The organism is Photobacterium sp. GB-72, assembly GCF_003026095.1.
GTDB lineage: Bacteria > Pseudomonadota > Gammaproteobacteria > Enterobacterales > Vibrionaceae > Photobacterium.
Genome location: NZ_PYNV01000002.1, coordinates 1 through 25,057, shown reverse-complemented (window position 1 = coordinate 25,057; position 25,057 = coordinate 1). Strand labels below are relative to the sequence as shown.

Here is a 25,057-nt window from a genome sequence, read left to right as displayed (position 1 = left end):
TACTTAATCAGCCCCGAATAAATCTCGGGTATATACTTTTTCTTGTACATCTTGAAGTTCAACCGCCATACGATTAGAAACAATCACATCAGACATCGCTTTAAATGCTTCAAGATCTTTGATGACTTTCGAATTAAAGAATTCATCTTCTTCCAGTACGGGTTCAAACACCACCACTTCAATACCTTTGGCTTTTATACGTTTCATGATGCCTTGAATACTGGATGCACGGAAATTATCTGACCCCGATTTCATTATTAAGCGATAAACCCCAACCACTTTAGGCTGTTTGGCAATAATTGAATCTGCAATAAAGTCTTTACGTGTGGTATTCGCATCCACAATCGCACCAATAATGTTATTCGGCACGTCACGGTAATTCGCGCGTAATTGCTTAGTATCTTTCGGCAAGCAGTAACCACCATAACCAAAGGATGGATTATTATAATGATTGCCAATGCGAGGGTCTAAACCTACGCCTTCGATAATCTGACGACTATCCAAGCCTAATGCTTCCGCATAGCTATCAAGTTCATTAAAATAAGCCACACGCATCGCAAGGTAAGTATTGGAAAATAATTTTACCGCTTCTGCTTCTGTAGAATCTGTAAATAAAACGGCAATGTCTTGCTTTTCAGCACCTTGTTTTAATAGTCCTGCAAAGATCTCAGCTCGCTCTGAACGTTCACCGACAATAATACGAGAAGGATGTAAATTATCGTACAGTGCACGACCTTCACGTAAAAACTCTGGCGAGAACATAATATTTGTAATGCCGAACTGTTTTTTAATACTTTCAGTATATCCAACAGGCACGGTTGATTTAATCACCATGGTCGCTGATGGATTTTTCTCGATCACATCTTTAATAACGGCTTCTACTGAGCTGGTATTAAAGTAATTTGTGATCGGATCATAATCAGTTGGGGTCGCTATAATGACAAATTCAGCGCCATCATAAGCATGTGATGCATCCGTTGTTGCTACAAGGTTCAATACTTTATGCTGTAAAAACGCTTCAATTTCCGTATCAACAATTGGAGAGAGACCTTGATTAATTAACGCAACTTTCTCTTCAATAATATCGAGTGCAACAACCTCATTATGCTGAGATAACAGCACCGCATTAGACAGACCGACATAGCCGGTTCCCACCACAGTAATTTTCATTACCTAACCTCAATGAATAAATGTGCAAGTAACTGTAATTCAACCCTTGCCTACTGACTTTAGTGTAACTGAAAACATGTTAAAAAAACAAAAGCAGCAATAACTAACAACTATCTCACTGTATTATTGAAAAAGAGTGAATAAAAAAAGAGCCATAATCACTTATGGCTCTTTCTTAATATAAACGGTGAGTAATTAAATACGATTACGCTTCGTATTTCTTAATCACTAGTGTTGCGTTAGTACCACCAAAACCAAAGCTGTTAGACATAACAGTCTTCAGTTCAACATCACGCTTCTCAGTCACAATATCAAGACCTTGTGCTGCTTCGTCTAGGTTATCAATATTGATGCTTGGTGCAACAAAACCGTGCTCTAACATCAATGTTGAATAAATCGCTTCGTGCACACCCGCCGCACCCAATGCGTGACCCGTCATGGCTTTTGTTGCAGAAATTGCAGGGCTGTTTTCGCCAAATAGCTCTTGGATTGCACCTAACTCTTTCACATCACCAACAGGCGTTGATGTACCGTGAGTATTGATGTAATCAACAGGCGCATCTAGATCTTGCATCGCCATCTTCATACAACGAACTGCGCCTTCACCTGAAGGTGCAACCATATCGTAACCATCAGATGTTGCGCCATAACCGACGATCTCACCGTAGATTTTTGCGCCACGTGCTAGTGCGTGTTCTAGCTCTTCAACCACAACCATACCGCCACCACCAGAAATCACGAAACCATCGCGATCAGCATCATAAGTACGTGATGCTTTTGATGGATCATCATTATATTTGGTTGATAGTGCGCCCATTGCGTCAAACATCATCGTTAATGACCAATCGAGCTCTTCACCACCACCGGCAAAAACAATGTCTTGTTTGCCCAGTTGAATTAGCTCTAATGCGTGACCAATACAGTGTGCAGATGTTGCACATGCAGAGCTCATGGTGTAGTTAACACCACGGATCTTAAACGGTGTAGCTAAACACGCAGAAACCGTTGAAGACATTGTACGGGGTACCATGTAAGGACCCACACGTTTCACGCCTTTTTCACGTAGCGTATCAACTGCAATGTATTGATTATGCGAAGACGCGCCACCTGAACCTGCCACAAGACCAGTACGCTCATTAGAAACTTGATCTTCAGCTAAGCCTGAATCGGCAACCGCTTGTTCCATTGATAGGTAAGCAAAAGCGGCAGCGTCACCCATGAAACGCATTTTTTTACGATCAATATGTTCTGCTGGGTTAATTTTCAAATCACCCCAAACATTTGAACGTAGTTTCATTTCAGCAAACTGCTCAGAAAAATTAATGCCTGACTTGCCTGTTTTCAATGACTCTAGTACTTCTGCAACGTTGTTACCAATACTAGATACAATGCCCATGCCTGTAATTACGGCTCGTTTCATGATGACTTCCTACTAAAATTAATTGGATATAGCCTAACCGTGAACTTTCTCTACGGTGGATTTTCTCCCAAACGGCTTTAAGATGCGCGTTCATAACAGCAATTTTACCGTCTTAACGGAACATCATATCTTAAAGCGGTTTGGCGTTTGTTATACCGAGATAACAGAGCTATCGACTATAACGGCTTTAGTGGTAAAAAGTGGTCAGCTTTCCTGATATTCGGGTACAATCGGTTCAAAATTGCCATTTCTTTCTATATTACGCCTAAAAGTGGTGATATTTAAACCAAGTTTTTCATAATCGTTTGTCCGTTATAAAAGAGGTTTCCCTTTTGTCTTCTTCACAACAAGAAAAATCCCCCTTACAAATTGAAAATGCCGTTCTTGATTGGAATGATGTGGGAACCCCCGTCTCAAATAACTTTGATGATGTCTACTTCTCCAACATTAATGGATTAGAAGAAACGCGCTATGTTTTCATTAAGCAAAATGGCTTACCTGAGCGCTGGATTGACGGTGACCGTCGTCGTTTTGTTATTGCAGAAACAGGATTTGGTACCGGATTAAACTTTTTAGCCGTATGGAAAGCATTTAAAGATTACCGCTCTCAACACCCTGATGCCACAACCACTGAGCTACATTTTATCAGCTTTGAAAAATTCCCGGTAACTCAGCAAGATTTGATTAAAGCCCATCAAGCATGGCCTGAACTTGCTGAGTTTGCAGAGCAACTTCATGCCCATTACCCACCCGCTATTGCAGACTGTCATCGTATCGTATTAGAAGATGGCATGATCACCTTAGACCTCTGGTTTGGTGATATCAAAGATTGTATGCCTCAAGTATGGGTTGGCGATGAGGGTATCGTGGATGCATGGTTCCTTGATGGTTTTGCCCCTAGCAAAAACCCTGAAATGTGGAATCAAAACTTATTTAACGGCATGGTTAAAATGGCACGCAAAGATTGTAGCGTAGCAACCTTTACCGCTGCGGGCTTTGTTCGTCGAGGGTTAATAGAAGCCGGTTTTGATATGCGCAAAACCAAGGGCTTTGGTACTAAACGTGACATGATCGTAGGTCACGTTGTTGAACGTCAGCATAAAACGAATATTATGCCTTGGTATAATCGTGAAGCACAGACAGAGCCAAACGCAAATATTGCGATTATTGGTGGTGGTATCGCATCTGCAACTACCGCACTGGCTTTGCTTCGTCGTGGTCAAAATGTCACATTATATTGCGCTGACAATGAACTTGCTGAAGGTGCATCAGGCAACCGACAAGGCGCTGTCTACCCGCTATTGAATGGCAATAATGATAAGTTATCCCGTTTTTTCTCTAGCGCTTTTATCTATGCACGACAACTTATAGAGCAAGCCGCAATTCACAGCGATTTTAGTCATAACTGGTGTGGCGTAACTCAACTGGCGTGGGATGATAAATCAAGCCATAAACTCGCAAATATCATCAATGGTGGTTTTGCATCTGAACTTGTTCATCATCTCGATAAGGAACAAACCAAACAAATCACGGGTATTGAAACCGGTTTTGAAAGTGTTCATTACCCACTTGGCGGATGGTTATCACCTAAAGAGTTAACCACAGCGTTAATTGAACATGCCGTTAATGAAGGGAAACTGACGCTACAAACACAAAAAGAATTATGTCAGTTAGAACAAGTTAACAAAACTCAATGGCAACTGACTTTTACAGATGGTAGTGAAACGCGGCATAGCACGGTTATTTTGGCTAATGGTCACCGCTTTAATCAATATCCTCAAACCCAGCAGATCCCTGCTTCTTCTGTACGCGGGCAAGTCAGCCACGTGCCGACCAACCCATCACTGGGCGAGCTAAAAACGGTGCTTTGTTATGACGGCTATCTCACTCCAATAAACCCAGAAACCCAAAGCCACTGCATTGGAGCAAGTTACGATCGTCGTAATATTGATCTTAATTTTAATGAAAACGACCAACAAGATAACAAGCAACGGTTAGTAAACTGCTTACCTAATGTTGAGTGGCCTAAACAAATTGATATCGATGGCTTTGATGTTCACAACAGAGCACGTGTTGGTATTCGTTGTGCAGTACGAGATCACTTACCGTATGTGGGTAATGTTTGTCGTTATGATGATTTATTACAGCAATACGATGATCTTAGAGATAATCAAACGTCAGCGAAAGCTGCCCCAATCTATAGCAATCTTTTTGCTATTGTTGGTTTAGGCTCTCGTGGATTAAGCTCAGCGCCATTACTCGGTGAACTCTTAGCATCGCAAATTTGTGGTGACCCACTACCACTACCACTTGACGTACTTGAAGCGCTCCACCCAGGTCGCATGTGGGTTAGAAAGCTACTTAAAGGCAAAGCAATTCAGGCACTATAAATTAATAAAAAAGCGCAATGACTATCCTCTAATTACTAGCGGATAACTTATTGCGCTTTCTTTATTTTACCGTTACTTCAATTCTGCCGACATAACATTCATTAGTTCATTATTTTCATCGCCAGATAAATCCCATACAAAAAGACCTGCAAGCTTGTTTTTCTTCACCCAATCAGCTTTGGCTTTTACCGAGCGTGAATCATCATAACTAATAAAGACTTGTTTCTCTTCATTCCACAAGTAAGGTGCCTCAGCTTTCTCGTCATAACCTGAGATATAGCCTTGTGCTTTTGTATAGTTACGTTTTAAGTCCCAATACATAAAGTAACCAGGCTCTTGTGCTGAGGTACCAAAACTTGCACCTTGCGTAGAAGAAAGCTCTTTCGGAATGGCTTTGCCATCAAATCCTTTGGTTCCTTCCCAGCCTCTACCATAAAATGCCGCACCAACAACTAATTTATCAGCAGGGATCCCCAGAGAAATCATTTTATTCACAAAGACATCGGTGCCCATTCCCCACCAACCATTATCCGTTGCATGAAGATTAGTTAAATGCCCTGTTTGTGTTCCCCAGCCACCTAAATAATCATACGTCATCGCAAACATATTAGTTAAGTGCGGCGCAACAGCAGCCCAATCAATCGACTCAGCTTTGCTTCCTACACCAACAGCAGTAGAAAGCTCATATTCACGCCCTGTTTTTTTCTCTAAGTTATCTAACTCAGAACGCAGTGTTTTAACTAAATGGGTATACGCTTCTTTTTCTGATGCTTTCTGCTCTTCCGATAATTTAGTATCAGGGTTCCAAGGAGAGGTTGTTAAACCGCCACCACCTGGGTACTCCCAATCTAAATCAATACCATCGAAAAAGTCATACTGAGCAATAAGTTCAACGGCTGATTTTGAAAAGTGTTCAATCGACGCTTTATCTTTCGCCATTGCATGGAAAGGTTCAGACATTGTCCAACCACCAAAAGAAGGCAATATTTTTAATTCCGGCTTTTCATTTTTTAAATCTTTAAGCTGAGCAAAATGTCCTTTATAAGCAACCTTAGCTTTCGTCGGCCCAAAATCTTTCTGTAATGCTGATACTTGATCAACTATCACCGCACTAAAAGGCTCTTTACCCTGACATGCAGCTTCAATTTGTTTCTGTACCGCATCACTCGCACCTTGATGTGGACCACACATGCTTAAAAAAGCATAAATAACATGAGTAAGCTTATCTGCAGGAATATCTTTAACAGTATAAGGATTAGCTTCATTATTGTATTGCCAGTCGGCAAAGTAACCCGCAACAACAGGAGGATCAGCGGCAACGGCTGAAGAGCTTAATAGAGCGGCTATCGTAAGAGGTAAAAGCGCTTTCATAAATGTCCTTATTTATCATTATAACTAGCGGCTAATGCTTTTAGCTTCACAATAAAAACAGAACAACAGCTAAGATAACAATAAGCCAATATAGAGTAATGACTACCTTAGTTTGAATATTGATAAGAAGGGGTAAATAAAAAGCGTAAAGACTAAATTTTAGATATTTTTCAGATTCAGCTCTTATTTATAATTGAAATGAAATTTAAACCATTAATTTTATTCAATACAAAGCATCTTATTATATTGAGAGCAAACAGCGTAATCACTCTCAAAATAAAGACATTAGAAATACTATCGAATTATATTGCTATTCATGAGCAGCAATAATGATATGGGCTTCGGGCTTACAGTCTTGTAAACATTTTGCCAGTTGTGTTTGCGCAACAACATCACCATGAACAACACGGATCACAGAGGGACCCTCATTGATCCCAGCAACAAACTTGACCAAATCATCTTGCGCAGCATGAGCCGAATAACCTGACATTTGATAAATATTGGCTTTAACATCTATTACTTTATTATGTATTTCAACCACTTCATCACCGTTACATAACGCTCGCCCCAGTGTGCCTTCTGCTTGATATCCAGCAAAAATGACATCCGTTCTGGAATCTGGCAATAACGCTTCTAAGTAATTAACAATCCGTCCGCCTGCACACATTCCACTTGCGGCAACGATAATCGCAGGCTCCCCTGAATGCTTTAAACGATTAACTAGCTCGATATGATCTTGATGTGTTTCTATCGTAATACACTGTTCAAAAGAAAGAGGGTGACGCCCCATATAACGTCGATCTTTTGCTTCTTTTGACCATAACTCTTGAAAATGGCGATATTGCTCCGTCACCTTCAAGGCTAACGGTGAATCTAAGATCACGGGTAACGATTTCCAGCGTCGATAGGTATTATCATGACTAGAACCTGTTAACACATCGGCTAATATATTCTCAATATCAAATAATAGCTCTTGTGTACGACCTACACTAAAAGCAGGAATTAAAATTGCTCCGCCATCTTGTAATGAATGTTCTATAATTTTCCGCAAATGAGCTTCACGTTGCTGGGTATCATGTAGTGCTTTGTCACCATAAGTACTTTCAATCACAAGCACATCGGCTTTTTCAGGAGAAACAGGATCGGTTAATAGTGGTGTATTACAAGGACCGAGATCGCCACTAAATACTACAGTATTTTGTTCTGGAAGCTCGACTTCTATATAGGCAGAACCTAGAATATGACCGGCTTGACGAAAGCGAACAGAGACACTATCTCCATTTAATAAAACGACTTTCGCCCAACAATCATAAGGAACAGGACGTATTCTTTGCTGAATAAGTTGTGTAAATTGCTGACATTGCTGAGAGTTAAAACCTAATTGGATTTTTAAACCATCTTCAAGCATTAATGGCAATAATGCTGCCGTTGCTTCTGTCGCATAAATTGGACCGGTAAAACCAGCGGCAAGTAACCATGGTATACGACCAATATGATCAATATGGCTATGAGTGATCAAGAGCGCTTCAATACGTTTAACATCGAATTCAATATCAAACTTATTATTCTTACTTTCAGCACCCTGAAACAGACCACAATCAATTAATAGGCTGCTATTACCAATCACTAACTCATGGCACGATCCTGTTACGCCAGTTTTTGCTCCATGGTGAATAATATCCACGAACATTCCTTGTGTTTATATTTCGTCCAATTTTTGATAATGACAGAGCCATTACCATGATAGAAATATTAACAACTAGAATCGGATCAGGCTCACGAAATCAACGAAAAACAATCTTGTAACACGCAAATAACGCACTACTGACTCAATAAATAAACCATATTTATAAACGGAAGATTAAAGTTTAGCCACCCACGCTTGTGAGGCTTGTTCAACTAACATTAATGAATGCTCAAACGCTTCACGACTTTGACGGTATGGATCAGGAATATCACGCTGACCAATCCATTGCCCGAATAGCATGGTTTTACCTCGCGCTTCAGGCGCAATATTGGTCACAGCTTCAATATGGCCTTTTTCCATCACTAGAATTAAATCATATTCATGACATAGTTCAGGCGTTAGTTGCTGTGCTTGGTGATGGGACAAATCAACATCATATTGCTCCATCACCTCACATGCCATCGCATCAGCACTCTTGCCAATTAACCCACTTTTTTGAGTTGCAATACCCGCAGAGGCGATATGTTTCGCTGGCAACTTTTTCTGCAAAAGACGTTCACCCGAAGGAGAGCGACAAATATTGCCAACACATACCGCGAGGATTTTGTTGAACATGGTTAACTCCGTTTAATTATATTCAATAATCGAAAGTAAACAAAAAGGCCAAGTAATATAGTACTTAGCCTTTCATTTATTTTCTAATTTTCTTCTACGTTAAATTATTTTATTTAACGTTTTTATTAAACGCACTCTTTAATAAAACAATTGCAACACCGAGCATCATACCAAGTAAGAAACCTAATACAGCAATGAGTGGACGCTTTGGCTTATCACGACTGATTGGGTAATCAGTATTTTGTAAATAGCGAACACTTTGTAAGGCTAGATTATGATCCATTTTAATTTTAGAGAGTAACTCTAATTTAGTTTGAATAATTCCAAGCTGAGGCTGGAACACACTAAGATCTGTAATTTTTTTAAGAACCTTACTTTTTTCAGCTAGAGCTTCTGTTCCAAGCTCAATTTGGAATAACTCACCATTATTCATATCGGCTAATGGTTTAGTTACATCAGCTGATTTAGCCATATCTAAAGCATAATTTGTTTTGATTAATTCATTTGCTAGCTGTTGCTTAGCATTTGCCTCTAACGATATTTTGTTAGCTTGTAAAATTTGTTGGTGGTATGAAATTTTAGCATCAAGTTCATCAATTAAATCATTACGAACTTTATTTGAAATAGCGTCTGAGTACGCAACTAAAAGATCGTGTGCTAATTTTGAAGATGTTGCTTCAAAGCTAAGTTGATAAATGCCTGGTTGATTTTTTTTATCTGGTTGTGATGCTGAAATTCTTTTTGCCCAACGAGTGATAAACAGTGCTTTTTTTTCATCAGTAAGCTTTGCTTCATCAGCATATTGCTTCATGATCTCATTATTTTCAATAAATGCTTTTTTATTATCAAAAGCATTAAACTCAGTAATGTAATCATTTAATAAAGCACCACTACTCAAAACTGCATTTATTTTTGAAGGGTTATTAATGACAGCATATAGGTTTGTTATTTGACTCCGAATATTAGCGGTATTTTGGTACTGTCCTTCTGTTATAACAGCTTTCGATGTCCACCACTGCTGAGCCGTGAATGCATAAACAATCGCACAAATAGTAAACACAATTGTACATAAAGCTATTGTCACTTTACCTTGCCAAATTGTTTTGACTAACTCAACTAAATCAATCTCATCACTTGGAGAGTTATTTACAGCTTGAATATCACTCATTATTTTTCCACAAACCTAAAAACTAAGCCGAAAATTTTTGCCACATTTGGCACACAAGAACATAATCTGATGGAGAAAGCTCACTTTTTGCATCAGCAATACTTTGCCCTACTTTTTCCTTCATTACTGATAGTTGTAATTCATTCTTTGATTCACAATCAGCAGCCGCTAATGAAATATGCCCACGCAAATAACCACCAGCAAACAGCTCATCGTCTGTTGCAGTGTCTATCCCATCGTCGATAAGCTGCAATAGCCTCTCTTCATATTCTTGAATTGTCATTTCCTATCCTATACACAACCCATTTCGTTATATCGAACGTGTTGTATGAAATCCTGTTCTGTTAACTGTTTAATACCATAAAAAGCTCGAAATGCATCAGATAGCATTTTTGCTCGTTCTGGAACTCCGCACTCTAAATAGATTAGCACTTGTTCACGTACTTTTAACGTGAACGCTACCCTATCAGGCTCACAGTCACCACTCAAGTTGTCACAGCTTACTTGGAATTTAAATCCGCAACTTGCTGATAAAATCCACTCTATGGCCTGTGGTTTAATCTCTACTTTCTCGAATGCTGCTTGAACAGCTTCAGAGCGTCCATCAGGTTCATACCAATAACCATAATCCTCTAATTTTCGTCGTTCAGCACCTGCGATACACCAGTGTGCTAACTCATGCATTGCCGAGGCAAAATAGCCACGGGCAAAAATTATCTGATTATGCTGTCGCTCACTAGAAGCTGGCAGATAAATTGGCTCTTCACCGCCTAGAAGTAACTCTGTATTGAGACTGTCTAAAAATAACCCATTGAAAATAACGATTAAGTCGTTGTAATCATGTCTCATTCTAATGGTAACTTCTGAAATACATAACTTATCGATTATACAATGCAGTGAATCTAAGTGCGAATATTCTTAAGGTGACAGACTATGACAAACGTCATGTTATTGTCATTTTATAAATGATATGACAATTATTGCTTACTTTTCAGTCAACTACTCTAATAAAAATAAGAATACGCTACTCAAAGCATAACAAACTTAAATACTCAGCTATTAATTTAGGATGAATTAAATTCATGTATAACCATTTTCTTTTCATTAGAAGTAGATGACTATCACAAATACAATCAGTTCAATTTCTTTTTGGACGATGAATATCATGCTGCTTTCAATTTTATACATTATTGGCATTACTGCAGAAGCAATGACCGGTGCATTAGCAGCAGGTAAACGCCACATGGATTGGTTTGGGGTAATGCTGGTTGCAAGTGCTACTGCAATTGGTGGCGGCACGGTGCGAGATATTTTACTCGGTCACTATCCACTAGGTTGGGTCGCTCACCCACAATATTTAGTGATCACATGTGTTGCAGGGATCTTAACTACCTATTTTGCCCGTTGGGTAGTTCGTTTTCATAAAGTGTTTATCTTGCTCGATGCTATCGGCTTAATCGTTTTTAGTATCATTGGATGCCAAGTTGCAATGACAATGGGGCTTTCTCCAATTATTTGTGTTGTTGCGGCGGTAGTGACAGGCGTATTTGGTGGTCTGCTACGTGATATGATCACTCGCCGTAAACCTATGGTGCTACATAAAGAGCTTTATGCATCGGTCGCATTTATTGCAGGTATTATGTATTACGCCATGTCGTATATAGGTATCCATCCTGATATCACCACACTCATTACTTTAATTACAGGTTTTAGTCTACGCATGGCTGCTGTCTATTTTAGCTGGAGCTTACCTGTGTTTGAGTTTAAAGAAGAAACCTTTCACTAAAGCTCAACGTATTATTAGATAAAGCAAAGCCACGTGAATACATCAAGGCGTGGCTTTTATATATCAATTAGTTTATTTGGTTAAATCTTCGGTGTATCGGTAGCAACATCTGCGTTTTGACCACGATGACGTAATAGATGATCCATTAAAGTAATCGCTAACATGGCTTCAGCAATAGGTACCGCACGAATGCCAACACATGGATCGTGGCGACCTTTCGTCACAACTTCCGCTGATTCACCCTGCTTAGTAATGGTTTCACCCGGAACCGTAATACTTGATGTTGGCTTAAGCGCAATATGTGCCACAACATCTTGACCAGATGAAATACCCCCTAAAATGCCACCAGCATGATTAGTTTTAAAACCTTCCGGTGTCATCGCATCACGGTGTTCGCTTCCACGTTGTTCAACCACATCAAAGCCATCACCAACTTCAACACCTTTTACCGCATTAATACTCATTAAAGAGTGCGCAATATCGGCATCCAAGCGATCAAAAACGGGTTCACCTAAACCAACAGGGACATTTTGCGCAACCACGGTAATTTTCGCGCCGATTGAGTCGCCTTCTTTTTTCAGCTTACGGATCAATTCATCGTAAGCTTCAACTTTATCGATATCAGGGCAGAAAAAGGCGTTTTGCTCGATTTGCTCCCAATCTACTTTATCTATTTTTACGTCACCCATTTGTGATAGGTAAGCGCGTACTTCAATGCCATGTACTTGCTTTAGGTATTTCTTTGCCACAGCACCTGCAGCAACACGCATTGCCGTTTCACGAGCAGATGAGCGACCACCGCCACGATAATCTCGTACCCCGTATTTTTGATGGTAAGTGTAATCAGCATGTCCTGGACGGAATAAGTCTTGAATATTCGAGTAATCTTTAGAGCGTTGATCGGTATTTTCAATCAAGAGACCGATAGATGTGCCCGTTGTTACACCTTCAAAAACGCCAGATAGAATTTTCACTTCATCCGGTTCGCGACGTTGCGTGGTATATTTTGATGTTCCCGGACGACGGCGATCCAAGTCATGCTGCATATCAGCTTCAGTTAATGCGAGTCCCGGTGGGCAGCCATCTATAATACAGCCCAGCGCCAAGCCATGGCTTTCGCCAAATGTGGTGACGCGAAATAGTTGTCCAATCGTATTTCCTGCCATTACTTCCTCTGTGATATCTCTATGCTTACATGCATTTTTAATTTTTACTAATACAGACATAGTGCAAAGTTGTCCGATAGATTGCAAGAACAAGTGTACAAATTGCCGCCAGTGCCATCTTTCCAAAACAAAAAAAGCGACAGGCTTTCACCTATCGCTTTTATTTAACTCTTTAAATTAGAGGTTAAGCTGTCGCTAATGCTCGTTCAGCCTTAGCTTTACGTACTTTCTTAAGTGTTACCGCAACAAGAGCAGTAACGACCATACCTGATGCCATACATAATAGGGCAAGAACCGGTTTGTTCATCGCACCCAGTAGAGCAACAACTGGACCACCGTGTGCTACGCTGTTGGTAATACCGAAAGAGAACGCCATCACTGCAGCAACCATACTACCTAACACGTTTGCTGGAATCACCGACAGCGGATCTTGCGCTGCAAATGGAATTGCACCTTCAGAGATACCTACTAAGCCCATTGCACCTGCCGCTTTACCGGCTTCAACTTCTGATTGCTCAAAGATATTTAACTTACGACCAAGTACTGTTGCTAAGCCCATGCCTAAAGGAGCGACTGGAATAGCACATGCCATTGCACCCATGAACTGTGTATGACCGTTTGCAATCATACCAACAGAGAACAAGAACGCGACTTTGTTAAAGGGACCGCCCATATCAAAGCCAGCCATACCACCCAGTACAATACCGAGTAATACTACGTTACCTGTGCTCATTTCAGTAAGCATGCTGTTCATGCTATCCATTAATCCAGCGATTGGCGCACCAATAACGAAGATAAATAAGCTAGCGATAAACAAGGTACCCGTAATTGGCGCAATAAGAATCGGCACTAATGGCTGCACCATCTTATGATAATTACGTGTTGCAACCCAGCGAACGAAGTAACCCACCAGCAAGCCCGCAACAATGGCACCAATAAAGCCAGTACCCGCACTTGCGTCATAAAATGAACCGTTATTAGCAATCCAACCACCGATAAAACCCGGTGCTAACGCAGGACGGTCGCCAATCGCAAAAGCAATGTAACCCGCAAGAATTGGGATCATTAAAGTAAACGCAACAACACCAACATCGAGCACTTTTTGCCATAAACTACCCGCAGGGATCTGCATACCGGCATCTGTGGGTTGACCACCAATGGCCAGTGATAATGCGATTAACAAACCACCGGTAACTACAAACGGTATCATGTGCGATACACCGTTCATCAAATAGCGATATAAGTTCGAACGAGTTTGTGCGACTTTGCTTTCGCTAGAGTCTGAGGTGTCATCACCATCAGCTTCATAAGTTTTCGCCACTAATGCTTGTTGAATAAGACCTTTGGCATCTTTAATTGGCGCTTTTACGCCAGTCTTAATCAGTTTTTTACCTGCAAAGCGAGCCATGTCGACTTGCTTATCACAACTGACAACAATCGCTTCTGCACGTGCAATTTCTTCAGCTGTTGGGGAATTCTTGACACCAATCGAGCCATTAGTTTCAACTTTAATTTCATAACCAAGCTCGGCACCAGCTTTTTCTAGTGCCTCAGCGGCAAGATAAGTATGAGAAATACCAACTGGACAGCCAGTCACACCAATGATCAAACCTTTTGTTTGAGCTTGCGTAACGGCTTGCTCTTTTTCTTCAAGTAATAAGGCTAAGGCTTCTTTTTCATTCTTAGCAGCTAAGAATTTCTCAACAAAACCATCTTCAATCAGCTTTGAAGAAAGTTCAGCTAATACTTCAATATGATGGTTATCGCCGTTATCAGGTGATGCAATCATGAAAAACAGTTGTGATGGTTTGCCATCTTCTGCACCGTATTCGATACCTGTACGGCTAACGCCAATCGCTACCGCAGGTTGTGCAACAGCTGCACTTTTCGCATGAGGGATAGCGATCCCTTCTTCAAATCCTGTATTGCCTAATTCTTCACGTGCTTTTACATCAGCAATGAATTGCTTTTTATCAGCAACGCGCCCTTGCGCTGCCAATATTTCAGCCATTTCATTAAACACGTCATCTTTGGTTTTCGCCTTAAGATTAAGGTTAATTAAGCTTTCGTTGATCAAGGAAGTGATCATGTTCTATCCCCAAGAATTATTTTTATCACCCATCACACTAAGTTTGATGGATTTGAGTATGGGAATATTGTCTAGCGTTTGGCTGCTTCAAAATAGAGCACAGAAAAGGCTTTAACTGGATAAATGTAACCTAACAGCAAGGATGTGAACTATCACACACTTTATTTAAACGTAACTAAACTGACAAATGAAAGATTAAAATTATTATATATCAATTAATTAAAATTAAATTGAAGTTTAAACACATACAAAAACCTATAGCTATAATTTTTTATCAACTAGAAATAACACACATCCAACATTCCATCTCAGCCTACTTTTAGTGAAAGACTTCACACTATCAAAAATAAAAAAAGCGACAGAATATTCTGTCGCTTTAAATAAGTGCTAAGACGTTAGATCTGCTTAGTTGTAAGCGCGGGCAAAAGTACCAACACAAGTTACTTGATACTGCTCAGTATAAGCGGGAATAAATACTGATTGGCCTTTATCTATCACGACACTATCACCATTACTATGGGTCAATGTTACTGGTGCATCAATGGCAAAGACGATTTCAGCACTATTCACAGTAAGATTAATGTTGTCTACTTGCTTATAAACACTGAACTTAAAATCAGGAACTGGGATAGCATAATGTAAACCGTTTTCTGCTTGTGTTGGGGCTAACAACAATGAATCAAACGTCATTGGCGTGAAATAGGTGTTTGCAACGAGCTCAGGTACATCCATGTATTTTGGCGTTAAACCAGCGCGCAATACATTATCGGAGTTCGCCATGATCTCTAAACCAGTACCTTTAATGTAGGCATGTGGCGTACAAGCACTAAGGAACATCGCTTCACCCGGCTGAAGGGTTAATACATTTAGCATTAACGGCGCAAATAAACCAATATCACCAGGGTATTGCTCAGCTAACTCTGATAATAAAGCAAACAATGGCTGATCTTTATGTGCTTCACTGTAAGCCAATAATGCGTTTACCGCTGAAGCTTTTTGCTCACCTTCTAGCGATAACATTGCCGCAAAGAAATCACGTAAGCCCGCTTCCGTTTGATTTACATTAAATGCAGCGACTAGCTCACTAATAGTCGTAATTTCAAGTGCATTGAACTGCGCTGCAATATCTTCAATTTGGCGGAAACCATTCATCGCTTGGTACGGTGTTAACGCAAAGACTAACTCTGGCTTGTGGTTTGGATCTTTGTAATTACGGTTCGCCGCATTACGCGCAATGCCCATTTGCTCTTCTTTCGCAAAGCCGACTTCTGCTTGCTGCTTATTTGGGTGAACCTGAATAGACAGTGCTTTTTCTGCCGCTAACACTTTAAATAAATACGGCAGCTCACCAAATTGTTGCTGGGTTTGCACACCAATGATCGCATCCGGTTCCGTTGCAATAAAGTCAGACAGCTTTACCGCTTTTCCCTGCATTTCAATTTCAGAGCAGCCATTCGCATGAGCGCCCATCCATAATTCTGCTTGTGGTTTCGCTTCAGGGTTTGCGATACCAAACAAAGATTCAATCGAGGTTTTACTTCCCCATGCATAATCTTGAATCACGTTATTCATTTTAAAAAACACAGGACGGTGAATTCCAGCCATATTCATTCCTAAATTTATTATCGTTGTGCATCGATGAAGATAAAATCGTATTCCACTTAGCAAATCTGAAAAGAACTAAGAGGAATGCCATTTAAGCAATGCTAAATGTTACATAAGTCAAAAAGTGGTACATCAATCAGATCACCATAAGCCCTTATTCGATATAATCCATTAAGTGAGTTATGTTTTACGAAATATTGCTCTGCACTATAACAAAAATAGCCATAAATATTTATTGCTAACTCACAATTCCTCACAACATTGGGCGACTTAACGCAAATTATGGATACCGTATTTCTTAATCTTATTGATTCTATTCTCGAAGAACGAGAAAGCTTTAACCATATTTGGTTTGCTAATGATCACACCACACCGCCACAATTTAGTTACCAAGTGAATTTCCCTCGTCTTGAACTCGTGCTTAAAGGCGAATATGTGAATCAATTGGAAGACGGTGAGTATGGCATTCGAGATATTAACTTAATGCTGGGTGATGCTCTGTATATTCCACCGAACTGTTGGAATAAACCCAATTGGGATACGGAATGCTCGGTATTGAGCCTACTGTTTGGTAAAAGACAAATTGGTTTCAGTTTAGTCAGCAAAAGCAAAGACAATCCTCACTTTTTTGATGTGCAAAAACACTCAATCCAAGCCGCGACAGGACATGCTATCGATCCTATTTTATCGGCATTGAATATGCTGGCAAAAGAGCCAACGAAAAAACCAATGGATGAATACCTCTTGTTAGCGCTCCTCAGCTATAGCCGCTCTATGCTCAATACCCCAGATAGAGTGAAAAAAAATCGTTGTGAAGATCTTTATCAAGGGATTTGTATTTATATTCAAGAAAATTTTCACCGCGCGATCAGCCGAGAATCTATTGCTCATCGTTTTAACATTACCCCCAATCACCTCTCGCGCTTATTCAGACAACAGGGACATATGCGATTAGCAGATTACATCTGCTGGGTACGGTTAGAACGCGCAAAATTTATGCTCAAGAAATACAATTTTCGTTTAGCGGAAGTAGCAACCCGATGCGGGTTTCAAGATATGAATTACTTCTGTCGGGTATTTAAAAACAAAACAGGCCGTACACCAACTGAATATCGTAGCCTTTAATCAGACGCTAGCATCGCCTCAATGATCAGCGCTTGTATAACATTACTATCAGAAGCTTGGCGTAAAGCATCTGCATAACGATCTTGTAGTAGTCGCTTTGAAAACCGAGAAAAAGCCATGAGTACAGAACGCGATAAGGGCTTAGGTAATACCATCATCAATACCTTGCTTACATCTCCTCGTGCGCTGTGCCAATTCATTTGCTGACAACAAGAAATCACCATCGCAGGCTGAGTAATAGGTTCTATCATCACATGGGGCATCGCAATACTATTGCCCATTACAGTAGCAGAAATACTCTCACGTTTTTCTATCGCAGCTAACACCTCTTGATAATCATCGACTTTAATCACTTTTTCATCCACCAGCGAGCGCGTCATCGTTGCTAATAATTGTGCTTTATTATTATCGACTTGAATCTGTTTTGGCGTGATAAAAGACAGAGGAAAATCCAGCATTGTCATACGCTGTTTTAAAATAGCATTTCCCTTACTATCGCTCGATGGCAACAATAACGGACAAGCATGTTCGTGAATAATATCAGTCAGCACCAATAGGGCTAATTCAGCATCCACGCCTGTAATAACGAGCTGACACAATTGATAAGGCTTACTTGCAAGCGTTGAAACGCGCAGAGGCTTGGTTACCGATTCAGATCGTAACAATTGCAAGTTAAACACCTGCACATCGGCAGTAAAATAGCTGGCGAGCTTTTTCAATTTGTCTAACTGATAAAGGGGTAATCCACTATGACCACAATAGAACGTAAGGCGCCTTTCCAACATCGTAATGCTCTGCTATTGGGTAATTAATTGCTGGCAACGTTTTAGCACAGCTTCTGGATCAACCAAGACCTCTTCAATAGTAACACAATGGATTTTACTGCCTGTGAATCGGCTACGCTGCTCTACTTCAATATCTGAAGCAATCAAGGTTAAATCTGCTTTAGCTATATCTTGCAGTGTTAACTGATCTTCAATCCCCATCGCACCTTGGGTTTCAACGTGGATCTGAATTCCCATTTTATGAGCCATTTTATTTAGCGCATCTGCTGCCATGTAAGTATGGGCGATCCCCGTAGGACAAGCTGTTACAGCAACAATTTTCATGCTCTTTCCTTATCAATATCATCGCGAGTAACGACTACAAATAAAAACGCCCTTTAAACTATCTACTCTGTCTAGAGAATGTATAGAAAACTAAAGGGCGTTATTTATCTATTTAAGTGTATTAATCTTCTCTTTTAGATTTCCACTTTTTGATGCCAGTACTTTTACCACCAAAACTTGGTTTTGAATCACGATCTGAAGGACGCGCTGGACGACGATTATCATTACGTCCCTGACCACGCTGTTGGCGCGATTCACCACCTTCTTCATTGCGGCGATTTTGACGCTGACCACCAGGACGACGAGTAAATTCCCCCGTACCACTGTAGGTTTTAAACGCTTTTTCTTGAGCACGCTTTTCATTACGCGCTTCTTGCTGGCGGTGATCGTAAAGTTTCGCATCGGTGGCTTTAGCAATTTTACGACCTTCAGCATCAACTTTTGATGCTTCTTCAGTACCTGATGATTGTGCAATTAAACGGTTAATTTCACCGATTTCATCATCAGTTAAGTAACGCCACTTACCATTAGGTAAACCATCAATCGTGATGTTCATAATGCGTACACGGCGAAGTTTATACACTTCATAACCAAGCGCTTCACACATACGACGGATCTGACGGTTCAAACCTTGAGTTAGCACAATACGGAAAGAGAAATTCGTTTCTTTCGTTACCTTACAAGGTAGGGTTACCGTATCTAAGATCTCAACACCTGATGCCATTTTCTCTAAGAATTCTGGCGTGATCACTTTATCAACACGGACTACATATTCTTTTTCGTGAGAGTTACCCGCACGTAGGATCTTATTAACGATGTCGCCATCATTCGTTAAGAAGATCAAGCCATCTGATGGCTTATCTAAACGACCAATAGGGAAAATACGCTTGCGGTGACCAATAAAATCAACGATGTTACCTTCGATATGACGTTCAGTGGTACAGGTGATCCCTGTTGGCTTATTTAGTGCTATATAAATTGGACGCTCTTTGCTACGAAGTGGCTTATCATCAATAAGCACATCATCGTTATCCATTACGCGTACGCCCATCTCTGGTTTTTGACCATTGATAGTGACGCGTCCCTGATCAATCAGCTTGTCCGCCTCACGGCGTGAGCAATAGCCTGTATCACTAATGAATTTATTAAGACGAACCCCTTTTGGGCTCTGCTGTTCAGTTGGATTCTGTGACATGGTTTTCTTCTATAAAGGGCTTTAGGACGATCAGGGTAAAAAGCTGCAAACGTGCAGTTTAATTACTCGATAGTTATCTATGCAGAAGTTTAACTGATTGCTCACTAAAGAGGTAGTCGCCATAAGCTTGCACCGATAAAAAGGTAAATAAAAAGGCGATAAGGTTTATCCTTATCGCCTTTTATTAAGCTAACTCTTTAATAACGTTTTCTATAAAAAGCTCATCTATTTAGGTAAATCACCATGGCTAATACGCCCTGTGTAATCATGTTGCAGCTCTTTTTCTAACAAGCTTTCGACATAACCCGGTGATTTAGTCTTACCTGCCATTAAACGGTACATTGCAGGAATAACAAACAAGGTCACTAAGGTCGCGAACGCCATACCGAAGAACACCACAGTACCCACAGAAATACGGCTTTCAGCCCCCGCTCCCGTTGAGATAATCAGCGGAATTGCGCCAAATAAAGTCGTAAATGCAGTCATTAATATTGGACGCAGACGACGTACTGACGCATCAATGATCGCTTGTTCAAACTCAACACCTTTATCACGCAATTGGTTAGCAAATTCTACAATCAGAATACCGTTCTTGGTTACCATGCCAATAAGCATGATCATACCAATTTGACTGTAGATATTGAGCCCTTGCCCCATTAACCACAAGCCAGCTAAGCCACCGAAGATCCCCATAGGAACCGTCAGCATCACCACCAGCGGGTTTACAAAGCTTTCAAACTGCGCAGCAAGAACTAAGTAAGCCACTAGCAAAGCTAAACCAAAGACAATGGCAATGCTGCTTTGATTGTCTCTAAAGTCTTTCGACTCTCCCGCATAGTTAATCGTAATATCCGATGGCAACTTCTCTATCGCTTGTTGATCCAAGAAATCCAACGCTTCCCCTAAGGTGTAACCTTCAGACAAATTCGCCGTTAACGTGATCGATTTCTGTTTCTGGTTATGGCTAAGCTTCTGCGCTGAGGCGACTTCATCAATCGAAGCAACGGTATCAAGCGTGACAAGTTGACCATTTTTCGCACGTAAATAAATCTGACTAAGATCAGCAGAGCTATTAAAACGATTCTCGTCACCACGCAGGTAAACATCGTATTCTTCACCACGCTCAACAAAAGTAGTTTCACTTCGTCCGCCCAACATCACTTCCAGTGTTTCTGCAATATCTGAAACCGGAATACCTAAATCCGCCGCACGTTGACGATCAATATTAACCATCAATTCAGGCGTGGTTTCTGCGTAATCTAAATCAACCCCTTCCATCATTGGGCTGTCTTCTGCAATGTGTTTTAGCTCCGAAGCCCACTTAAACAACTCTTGATAATCAGAGCCACCGAGCACAAATTGAACTGGCTCAGAAGAACCACCGCGAAAGCCTGGCATAATTGGAATAACACGTACATCAGGAATCCCCGTTAGTGCTTTACTCACCATGCCTAATGCTTGTTGTGCCGACACACTGCGATCTTGCCAATCTTCTAACTGCATGATCACAAAACCAGTTTGATCTCCTGCTCGACCACCAAACGCGGGTGATTGAATACTGACAGATTTCAATACGCCTTTGCCCAACATTGGCAGCAAACGGCTTTCAACTTCATCCATATTGCCGATCATACGGTTATAACTGGTACCTTCTGCACCTTTCACAAAGGCAAACAATACACCGCGATCTTCTTGTGGCGCTAATTGAGCAGGGATCACCTTCATCAACGCGGCACTTGCGCCAATACACGCTAATACAACAATCGGTGCGATAAAGCGTTTTTTAACCGCAAACGTAACACCTTTGCGGTAGACATTTTCAAGCTTATCAAACTGACGATTCACCCATAGGTTAAAGCGAGTTGGTTTTACATTGGCTTTTAAGATTTTACTCCCCATTACAGGCGTTAAAGTTAACGCAATTAATGAAGAGAAGATGACCGCCATCGCAAGCAATACTGAGAACTCAGTAAATAAGCGCCCTACCATGCCTTCCATAAAGGAAATCGGTAAGAACACCATCACCAGTACCGCTGTGGTCGCAATCACCGCAAACCCCACTTCACGGGTACCTTTAAAAGCGGCAAGCAATGGTGATTCACCGCGCTGCATGTGATGGAAAATATTCTCAACCACCACAATGGCATCATCGACCACCAACCCAATAGCAAGAATTAATGCCATTAAGGTCAGCAAGTTGATTGAAAAGCCAAAGAAATACGCGGTAATAAACGCTGAAATTAACGATACTGGCACCGTTACCGCTGGAATTAAGGTTGCGCGAGCTTGTCCAATAAAGACATAAAGCACCAAAATAACCAAAGCACCCGTGACTAATAATGTGCTGTACACTTCACTGATTGAGCGATCTATAAATACCGTCGCATCATAATCAACCGTTAAACTTGTCCCTTCAGGTAAGAACTTCTGCATTCGCGCGACTTCTGCGCGAACATCTTTTGCCACTTCTAATGGGTTAGCATCAGACATAGTGACAATACCCAAACTTAAGTTAACGACTCCGTTGCTTTTAAAGGTTGAATTTTCGTTTTCTGCACCAATCGCAACATCAGCCACATCTTTTAAGTAAATCGGCGTACCATTTTCTGTGGTTCTAACTGTCAGGTATTTAAAATCATTAGCCGTGCGATATAAACGGGCCGTTCGCACAGCCATCACAGTTTGGTCATTACGTACTTCACCACCAGGTAATTCAACGTTTTCATCACGTAACGCGTCAATAATATCTTTGGTGGTAACACCGCGACCTGCCATTAATTCAGGTTTCAGTTTTATGTACATCACCTTATACAGGCCACCACTTAAACTGACTGAACTCACCCCATTAATTAAGCTGAAACGATCTTCCAATACTCGCTGGGCGTAATCCGTTAACTGCGTACGATCCATCTCTGATGAGGATAAATTGATATAAACGGCAGGCTCACCTGAACCATTGTCTTTCGACACAATAGGATCGCTCGCATCATCCGGTAGACGTCGTTGAGCACGGGCAACCGCATCACGCACATCACTGACACCTTCGGTAAGGTCCCAATCCATCGAAAATTCAATCGAAATACGTGACATGCCATTTCGTGTTATCGAGGTGATGTTGTCAATGCCACTAATACCTGACAACTCATCTTCGATCGGAGTAGTAACTTGGCTTTCCATTACCGTCGCAGATGTGCCGTCATATGTAGTCATCACGGTAACAACAGGGCTTTCTACATCAGGCATTTCTCTTATGGCTAATTTAGAGAAAGACACCACACCAAACACACACAGCAATAAGCTTAAAACAATGGCAACAACAGGGCGTTTAACCGAAATGTCTGATAACCACATTAACTACTTGCTCCATGCTGTGAATCATTCTTTGTTGCTGTTATATCCGAAACTTTTATTCCATCTCGCATATTCACTAATCCTTGAACAACAATACGATCGCCAATCTCTACCCCCTTATTAACGACCACGGTATTATCAATACGGGCACCAAGCTCCACTTCAGTTCGATGGACTTTTTGTTTATCGTCAACAAGGTAGATAAAGCGTTTAGTTCCTGAGTATTCAATCGCTTGAACTGGAATTACCGCTTTAGGTTGTGGGACAAAACCTATATCTGCAGCTAACAGCATGCCAGGCTTCAGTGCATTATCTTTGTTATCAAATACCACTCGAACTTTGATATTTAAAGAATCGGTTTGAACACGTGAATCAATCGCTTGTACTTCACCATTAAACACACGATCAGGCCATGCTTGGCTTGTTGCGACAACTTTCATTCCCGGTACAAGGTGTGAGAGATATTGTTCAGGAACAGGAATGTCTAATCGCATTGTCGAAAGATCGTCAAACGTCAACAGTTCCACGCCTTCAGCAACACGATGACCTTGGCTGAAATCAAAGAGTCCAACTGTGCCATTAAAAGGCGCACGGATCATATGATCATTAAGCTCAGCACGCGCCGCTTTTAAACGAGCTTGAGCGATATTGACACTGGTCGTCTGCGCATCAATTTCCGTTTGAGTGATAGCACCACGTTTCACTAAGCGTTTAAATTCGTTTAATTTACGTTGCTCGTCATTGAAATAGGCTAGAGCTTCATCAAAAGCCGCTTTTGCTTTGTCATCATTAAGTTGAATTAATAGCGTGCCTTTTTGAACACGTTGATTTGGTTTAACCTCGATGTTTTTAATCTGTGCAGATGTTTCTGCTGCAATATTTACAGAGTGCTCAGCTTGCAACTTTCCAGTTAAAGAAAGTGATTGAGCGATAGGCATAGAAGAGACCGTTCCCGTCGTGACACTCACAACACGGCTTGATCGCGCATCCTTCTTTTCTTGCGCAGCATGAGAGGTTCCCTGAAAGTAGAAGTAACCACCAGATAACACTGCAGTTACTAATACTGCTACGGCCATTTTTTTCATTATCAACACACCATAAATAATCCTGCCGCAATCATATCTGAATCTACGGTTTAGCAACGTCAAGAAATGTAAATATAAGCAACAATTGGTAATCTGATGAAAATTCAGGCAAACACTCAGTATTTAAAAGAAAAGTCTTTACAGGATCCGAATGTTTGCTATTATCCGCCCCGCACTTGTGGTGGGGTTCCCGAGTGGCCAAAGGGAGCAGATTGTAAATCTGCCGGCACTGCCTTCGAAGGTTCGAATCCTTCCCCCACCACCATCTAATTTGAAAAGCTGTCGCCACTGACGTCTTTTCTGGCGAAAGCCAAATAATAAGCAATACCCCGTGGTGGGGTTCCCGAGTGGCCAAAGGGAGCAGATTGTAAATCTGCCGGCACTGCCTTCGAAGGTTCGAATCCTTCCCCCACCACCATCTAATTTGAAAAGTTGTCGCCACTGACGTCTTTTCTGGCGAAAGCCAAATATAGCAATACCCCGTGGTGGGGTTCCCGAGTGGCCAAAGGGAGCAGATTGTAAATCTGCCGGCACTGCCTTCGAAGGTTCGAATCCTTCCCCCACCACCATCTAATTTGAAAAGCTGTCGCCACTGACATCTTTTCTGGCGAAAGCCAAATAATAAGCAATACCCCGTGGTGGGGTTCCCGAGTGGCCAAAGGGAGCAGATTGTAAATCTGCCGGCACTGCCTTCGAAGGTTCGAATCCTTCCCCCACCACCATCT

19 protein-coding genes and 4 tRNA genes are annotated in these 25,057 nt (G+C 41.1%); 7 read left to right on the top strand and 16 right to left on the bottom strand.

The window, feature by feature from the left end:
* Positions 1-3: 3 nt before the first annotated feature.
* Both C9J40_RS03445 and fabB read right to left on the bottom strand, forming a co-directional pair.
* A complete protein-coding gene (locus C9J40_RS03445) occupies positions 4-1,170 on the bottom strand; it encodes a nucleotide sugar dehydrogenase (RefSeq protein ID WP_107206054.1) in 1,167 nt (388 codons plus the stop codon).
* Between the two features lie 205 nt (positions 1,171-1,375).
* Positions 1,376-2,590, bottom strand: a complete 1,215-nt coding sequence (gene fabB / locus C9J40_RS03440) for a beta-ketoacyl-ACP synthase I (RefSeq protein ID WP_107245737.1) — start codon at positions 2,588-2,590, stop codon at positions 1,376-1,378.
* Positions 2,591-2,922: 332 nt separating this feature from the next.
* Here fabB and mnmC point away from each other — a divergent pair, with 332 nt between their 5' ends.
* A complete protein-coding gene (gene mnmC, locus C9J40_RS03435; RefSeq protein WP_107245735.1) occupies positions 2,923-4,980 on the top strand; it encodes a bifunctional tRNA (5-methylaminomethyl-2-thiouridine)(34)-methyltransferase MnmD/FAD-dependent 5-carboxymethylaminomethyl-2-thiouridine(34) oxidoreductase MnmC in 2,058 nt (685 codons plus the stop codon).
* A gap of 72 nt (positions 4,981-5,052) precedes the next feature.
* Here the strand turns inward: mnmC and C9J40_RS03430 are convergent, their stop codons facing one another.
* The 6 genes from C9J40_RS03430 to C9J40_RS03405 form a co-directional block, all read right to left on the bottom strand.
* Positions 5,053-6,351, bottom strand: a complete 1,299-nt coding sequence (locus C9J40_RS03430) for a glycoside hydrolase family 18 protein (RefSeq protein WP_107245733.1) — start codon at positions 6,349-6,351, stop codon at positions 5,053-5,055.
* A gap of 310 nt (positions 6,352-6,661) precedes the next feature.
* Entirely contained in the window at positions 6,662-8,035 is a 1,374-nt protein-coding gene (locus tag C9J40_RS03425; RefSeq protein WP_107245732.1) for an MBL fold metallo-hydrolase, read from the bottom strand.
* Positions 8,036-8,212: 177 nt separating this feature from the next.
* The gene (locus C9J40_RS03420) at positions 8,213-8,653 is read right to left on the bottom strand and encodes a phosphotyrosine protein phosphatase (protein ID WP_107245730.1); all 441 of its coding nucleotides are present in this window, start codon (positions 8,651-8,653) and stop codon (positions 8,213-8,215) included.
* A 109-nt stretch (positions 8,654-8,762) separates the two neighbouring features.
* Positions 8,763-9,821 carry an LPS O-antigen chain length determinant protein WzzB gene (locus C9J40_RS03415; protein WP_107245729.1) on the bottom strand — a complete coding sequence of 353 codons (1,059 nt, stop codon included), beginning with the start codon at positions 9,819-9,821 and terminating at the stop codon, positions 8,763-8,765.
* Between the two features lie 22 nt (positions 9,822-9,843).
* On the bottom strand, positions 9,844-10,104 hold the full coding sequence (locus C9J40_RS03410) for a YfcL family protein (RefSeq protein ID WP_107245727.1): 261 nt from the start codon (positions 10,102-10,104) through the stop codon (positions 9,844-9,846).
* Between the two features lie 8 nt (positions 10,105-10,112).
* The gene (locus C9J40_RS03405; protein WP_107245726.1) at positions 10,113-10,670 is read right to left on the bottom strand and encodes an elongation factor P hydroxylase; all 558 of its coding nucleotides are present in this window, start codon (positions 10,668-10,670) and stop codon (positions 10,113-10,115) included.
* A gap of 316 nt (positions 10,671-10,986) precedes the next feature.
* On the opposite strand from C9J40_RS03405, the gene C9J40_RS03400 reads away from it, so the two are divergent.
* Positions 10,987-11,607, top strand: coding sequence for a trimeric intracellular cation channel family protein (locus C9J40_RS03400; protein ID WP_107206460.1), 621 nt, complete (start codon positions 10,987-10,989; stop codon positions 11,605-11,607).
* Positions 11,608-11,687: 80 nt separating this feature from the next.
* Here the strand turns inward: C9J40_RS03400 and aroC are convergent, their stop codons facing one another.
* From aroC to manA, 3 genes are all read right to left on the bottom strand, one after another.
* Positions 11,688-12,773 carry a chorismate synthase gene (aroC, locus tag C9J40_RS03395; RefSeq protein ID WP_107245724.1) on the bottom strand — a complete coding sequence of 362 codons (1,086 nt, stop codon included), beginning with the start codon at positions 12,771-12,773 and terminating at the stop codon, positions 11,688-11,690.
* Between the two features lie 184 nt (positions 12,774-12,957).
* A complete protein-coding gene (locus tag C9J40_RS03390) occupies positions 12,958-14,862 on the bottom strand; it encodes a fructose-specific PTS transporter subunit EIIC (protein WP_107245723.1) in 1,905 nt (634 codons plus the stop codon).
* A 405-nt stretch (positions 14,863-15,267) separates the two neighbouring features.
* Positions 15,268-16,467, bottom strand: a complete 1,200-nt coding sequence (gene manA / locus C9J40_RS03385) for a mannose-6-phosphate isomerase, class I (RefSeq protein WP_107245721.1) — start codon at positions 16,465-16,467, stop codon at positions 15,268-15,270.
* Positions 16,468-16,749: 282 nt separating this feature from the next.
* On the opposite strand from manA, the gene C9J40_RS03380 reads away from it, so the two are divergent.
* Positions 16,750-17,592 carry a helix-turn-helix transcriptional regulator gene (locus tag C9J40_RS03380; RefSeq protein WP_107206027.1) on the top strand — a complete coding sequence of 281 codons (843 nt, stop codon included), beginning with the start codon at positions 16,750-16,752 and terminating at the stop codon, positions 17,590-17,592.
* Here C9J40_RS03380 and C9J40_RS03375 read toward each other — a convergent pair.
* The 5 genes from C9J40_RS03375 to C9J40_RS03355 form a co-directional block, all read right to left on the bottom strand.
* On the bottom strand, positions 17,589-18,272 hold the full coding sequence (locus C9J40_RS03375; protein WP_233220298.1) for a PTS sugar transporter subunit IIA: 684 nt from the start codon (positions 18,270-18,272) through the stop codon (positions 17,589-17,591). The genes C9J40_RS03380 and C9J40_RS03375 overlap by 4 nt on opposite strands.
* Before the next feature lie 117 nt (positions 18,273-18,389).
* Positions 18,390-18,701: a PTS fructose transporter subunit IIB gene (locus C9J40_RS03370; RefSeq protein WP_107206025.1), complete on the bottom strand. Its 312-nt coding sequence runs from the start codon at positions 18,699-18,701 to the stop codon at positions 18,390-18,392.
* Between the two features lie 121 nt (positions 18,702-18,822).
* Entirely contained in the window at positions 18,823-19,896 is a 1,074-nt protein-coding gene (rluF, locus tag C9J40_RS03365) for a 23S rRNA pseudouridine(2604) synthase RluF (RefSeq protein WP_107245718.1), read from the bottom strand.
* Between the two features lie 225 nt (positions 19,897-20,121).
* On the bottom strand, positions 20,122-23,247 hold the full coding sequence (locus C9J40_RS03360) for a multidrug efflux RND transporter permease subunit (RefSeq protein ID WP_107245716.1): 3,126 nt from the start codon (positions 23,245-23,247) through the stop codon (positions 20,122-20,124).
* Positions 23,247-24,332: an efflux RND transporter periplasmic adaptor subunit gene (locus C9J40_RS03355; protein ID WP_107245715.1), complete on the bottom strand. Its 1,086-nt coding sequence runs from the start codon at positions 24,330-24,332 to the stop codon at positions 23,247-23,249. Before C9J40_RS03355 ends, C9J40_RS03360 begins: the two co-directional genes overlap by 1 nt.
* Positions 24,333-24,512: 180 nt before the next feature.
* Here C9J40_RS03355 and C9J40_RS03350 point away from each other — a divergent pair.
* From C9J40_RS03350 to C9J40_RS03335, 4 genes are all read left to right on the top strand, one after another.
* Positions 24,513-24,597 (top strand) — tRNA-Tyr (locus C9J40_RS03350).
* A gap of 68 nt (positions 24,598-24,665) precedes the next feature.
* A tRNA-Tyr gene (locus C9J40_RS03345) sits at positions 24,666-24,750 on the top strand.
* 66 nt (positions 24,751-24,816) lie between these two features.
* Positions 24,817-24,901: transfer RNA gene (locus tag C9J40_RS03340), tRNA-Tyr, on the top strand.
* A 68-nt stretch (positions 24,902-24,969) separates the two neighbouring features.
* Positions 24,970-25,054 (top strand) — tRNA-Tyr (locus C9J40_RS03335).
* Positions 25,055-25,057 lie beyond the last annotated feature (3 nt).

Bases quoted from the DNA above. Each gene is read 5' to 3' on its own strand.
- C9J40_RS03370 (WP_107206025.1), bottom strand. From the start codon at position 18,701: ATGAAAATTGTTGCTGTAACAGCTTGTCCTACGGGGATCGCCCATACT.
- rluF (WP_107245718.1), bottom strand. From the start codon at position 19,896: ATGTCACAGAATCCAACTGAACAGCAGAGCCCAAAAGGGGTTCGTCTT.
- C9J40_RS03405 (WP_107245726.1), bottom strand. From the start codon at position 10,670: ATGAGACATGATTACAACGACTTAATCGTTATTTTCAATGGGTTATTT.
- C9J40_RS03360 (WP_107245716.1), bottom strand. From the start codon at position 23,247: ATGTGGTTATCAGACATTTCGGTTAAACGCCCTGTTGTTGCCATTGTT.
- C9J40_RS03420 (WP_107245730.1), bottom strand. From the start codon at position 8,653: ATGTTCAACAAAATCCTCGCGGTATGTGTTGGCAATATTTGTCGCTCT.
- aroC (WP_107245724.1), bottom strand. From the start codon at position 12,773: ATGGCAGGAAATACGATTGGACAACTATTTCGCGTCACCACATTTGGC.
- C9J40_RS03410 (WP_107245727.1), bottom strand. From the start codon at position 10,104: ATGACAATTCAAGAATATGAAGAGAGGCTATTGCAGCTTATCGACGAT.
- C9J40_RS03390 (WP_107245723.1), bottom strand. From the start codon at position 14,862: ATGATCACTTCCTTGATCAACGAAAGCTTAATTAACCTTAATCTTAAG.
- manA (WP_107245721.1), bottom strand. From the start codon at position 16,467: ATGGCTGGAATTCACCGTCCTGTGTTTTTTAAAATGAATAACGTGATT.
- C9J40_RS03400 (WP_107206460.1), top strand. From the start codon at position 10,987: ATGCTGCTTTCAATTTTATACATTATTGGCATTACTGCAGAAGCAATG.
- C9J40_RS03355 (WP_107245715.1), bottom strand. From the start codon at position 24,332: ATGAAAAAAATGGCCGTAGCAGTATTAGTAACTGCAGTGTTATCTGGT.
- C9J40_RS03415 (WP_107245729.1), bottom strand. From the start codon at position 9,821: ATGAGTGATATTCAAGCTGTAAATAACTCTCCAAGTGATGAGATTGAT.
- C9J40_RS03430 (WP_107245733.1), bottom strand. From the start codon at position 6,351: ATGAAAGCGCTTTTACCTCTTACGATAGCCGCTCTATTAAGCTCTTCA.
- C9J40_RS03445 (WP_107206054.1), bottom strand. From the start codon at position 1,170: ATGAAAATTACTGTGGTGGGAACCGGCTATGTCGGTCTGTCTAATGCG.
- fabB (WP_107245737.1), bottom strand. From the start codon at position 2,590: ATGAAACGAGCCGTAATTACAGGCATGGGCATTGTATCTAGTATTGGT.
- C9J40_RS03380 (WP_107206027.1), top strand. From the start codon at position 16,750: ATGGATACCGTATTTCTTAATCTTATTGATTCTATTCTCGAAGAACGA.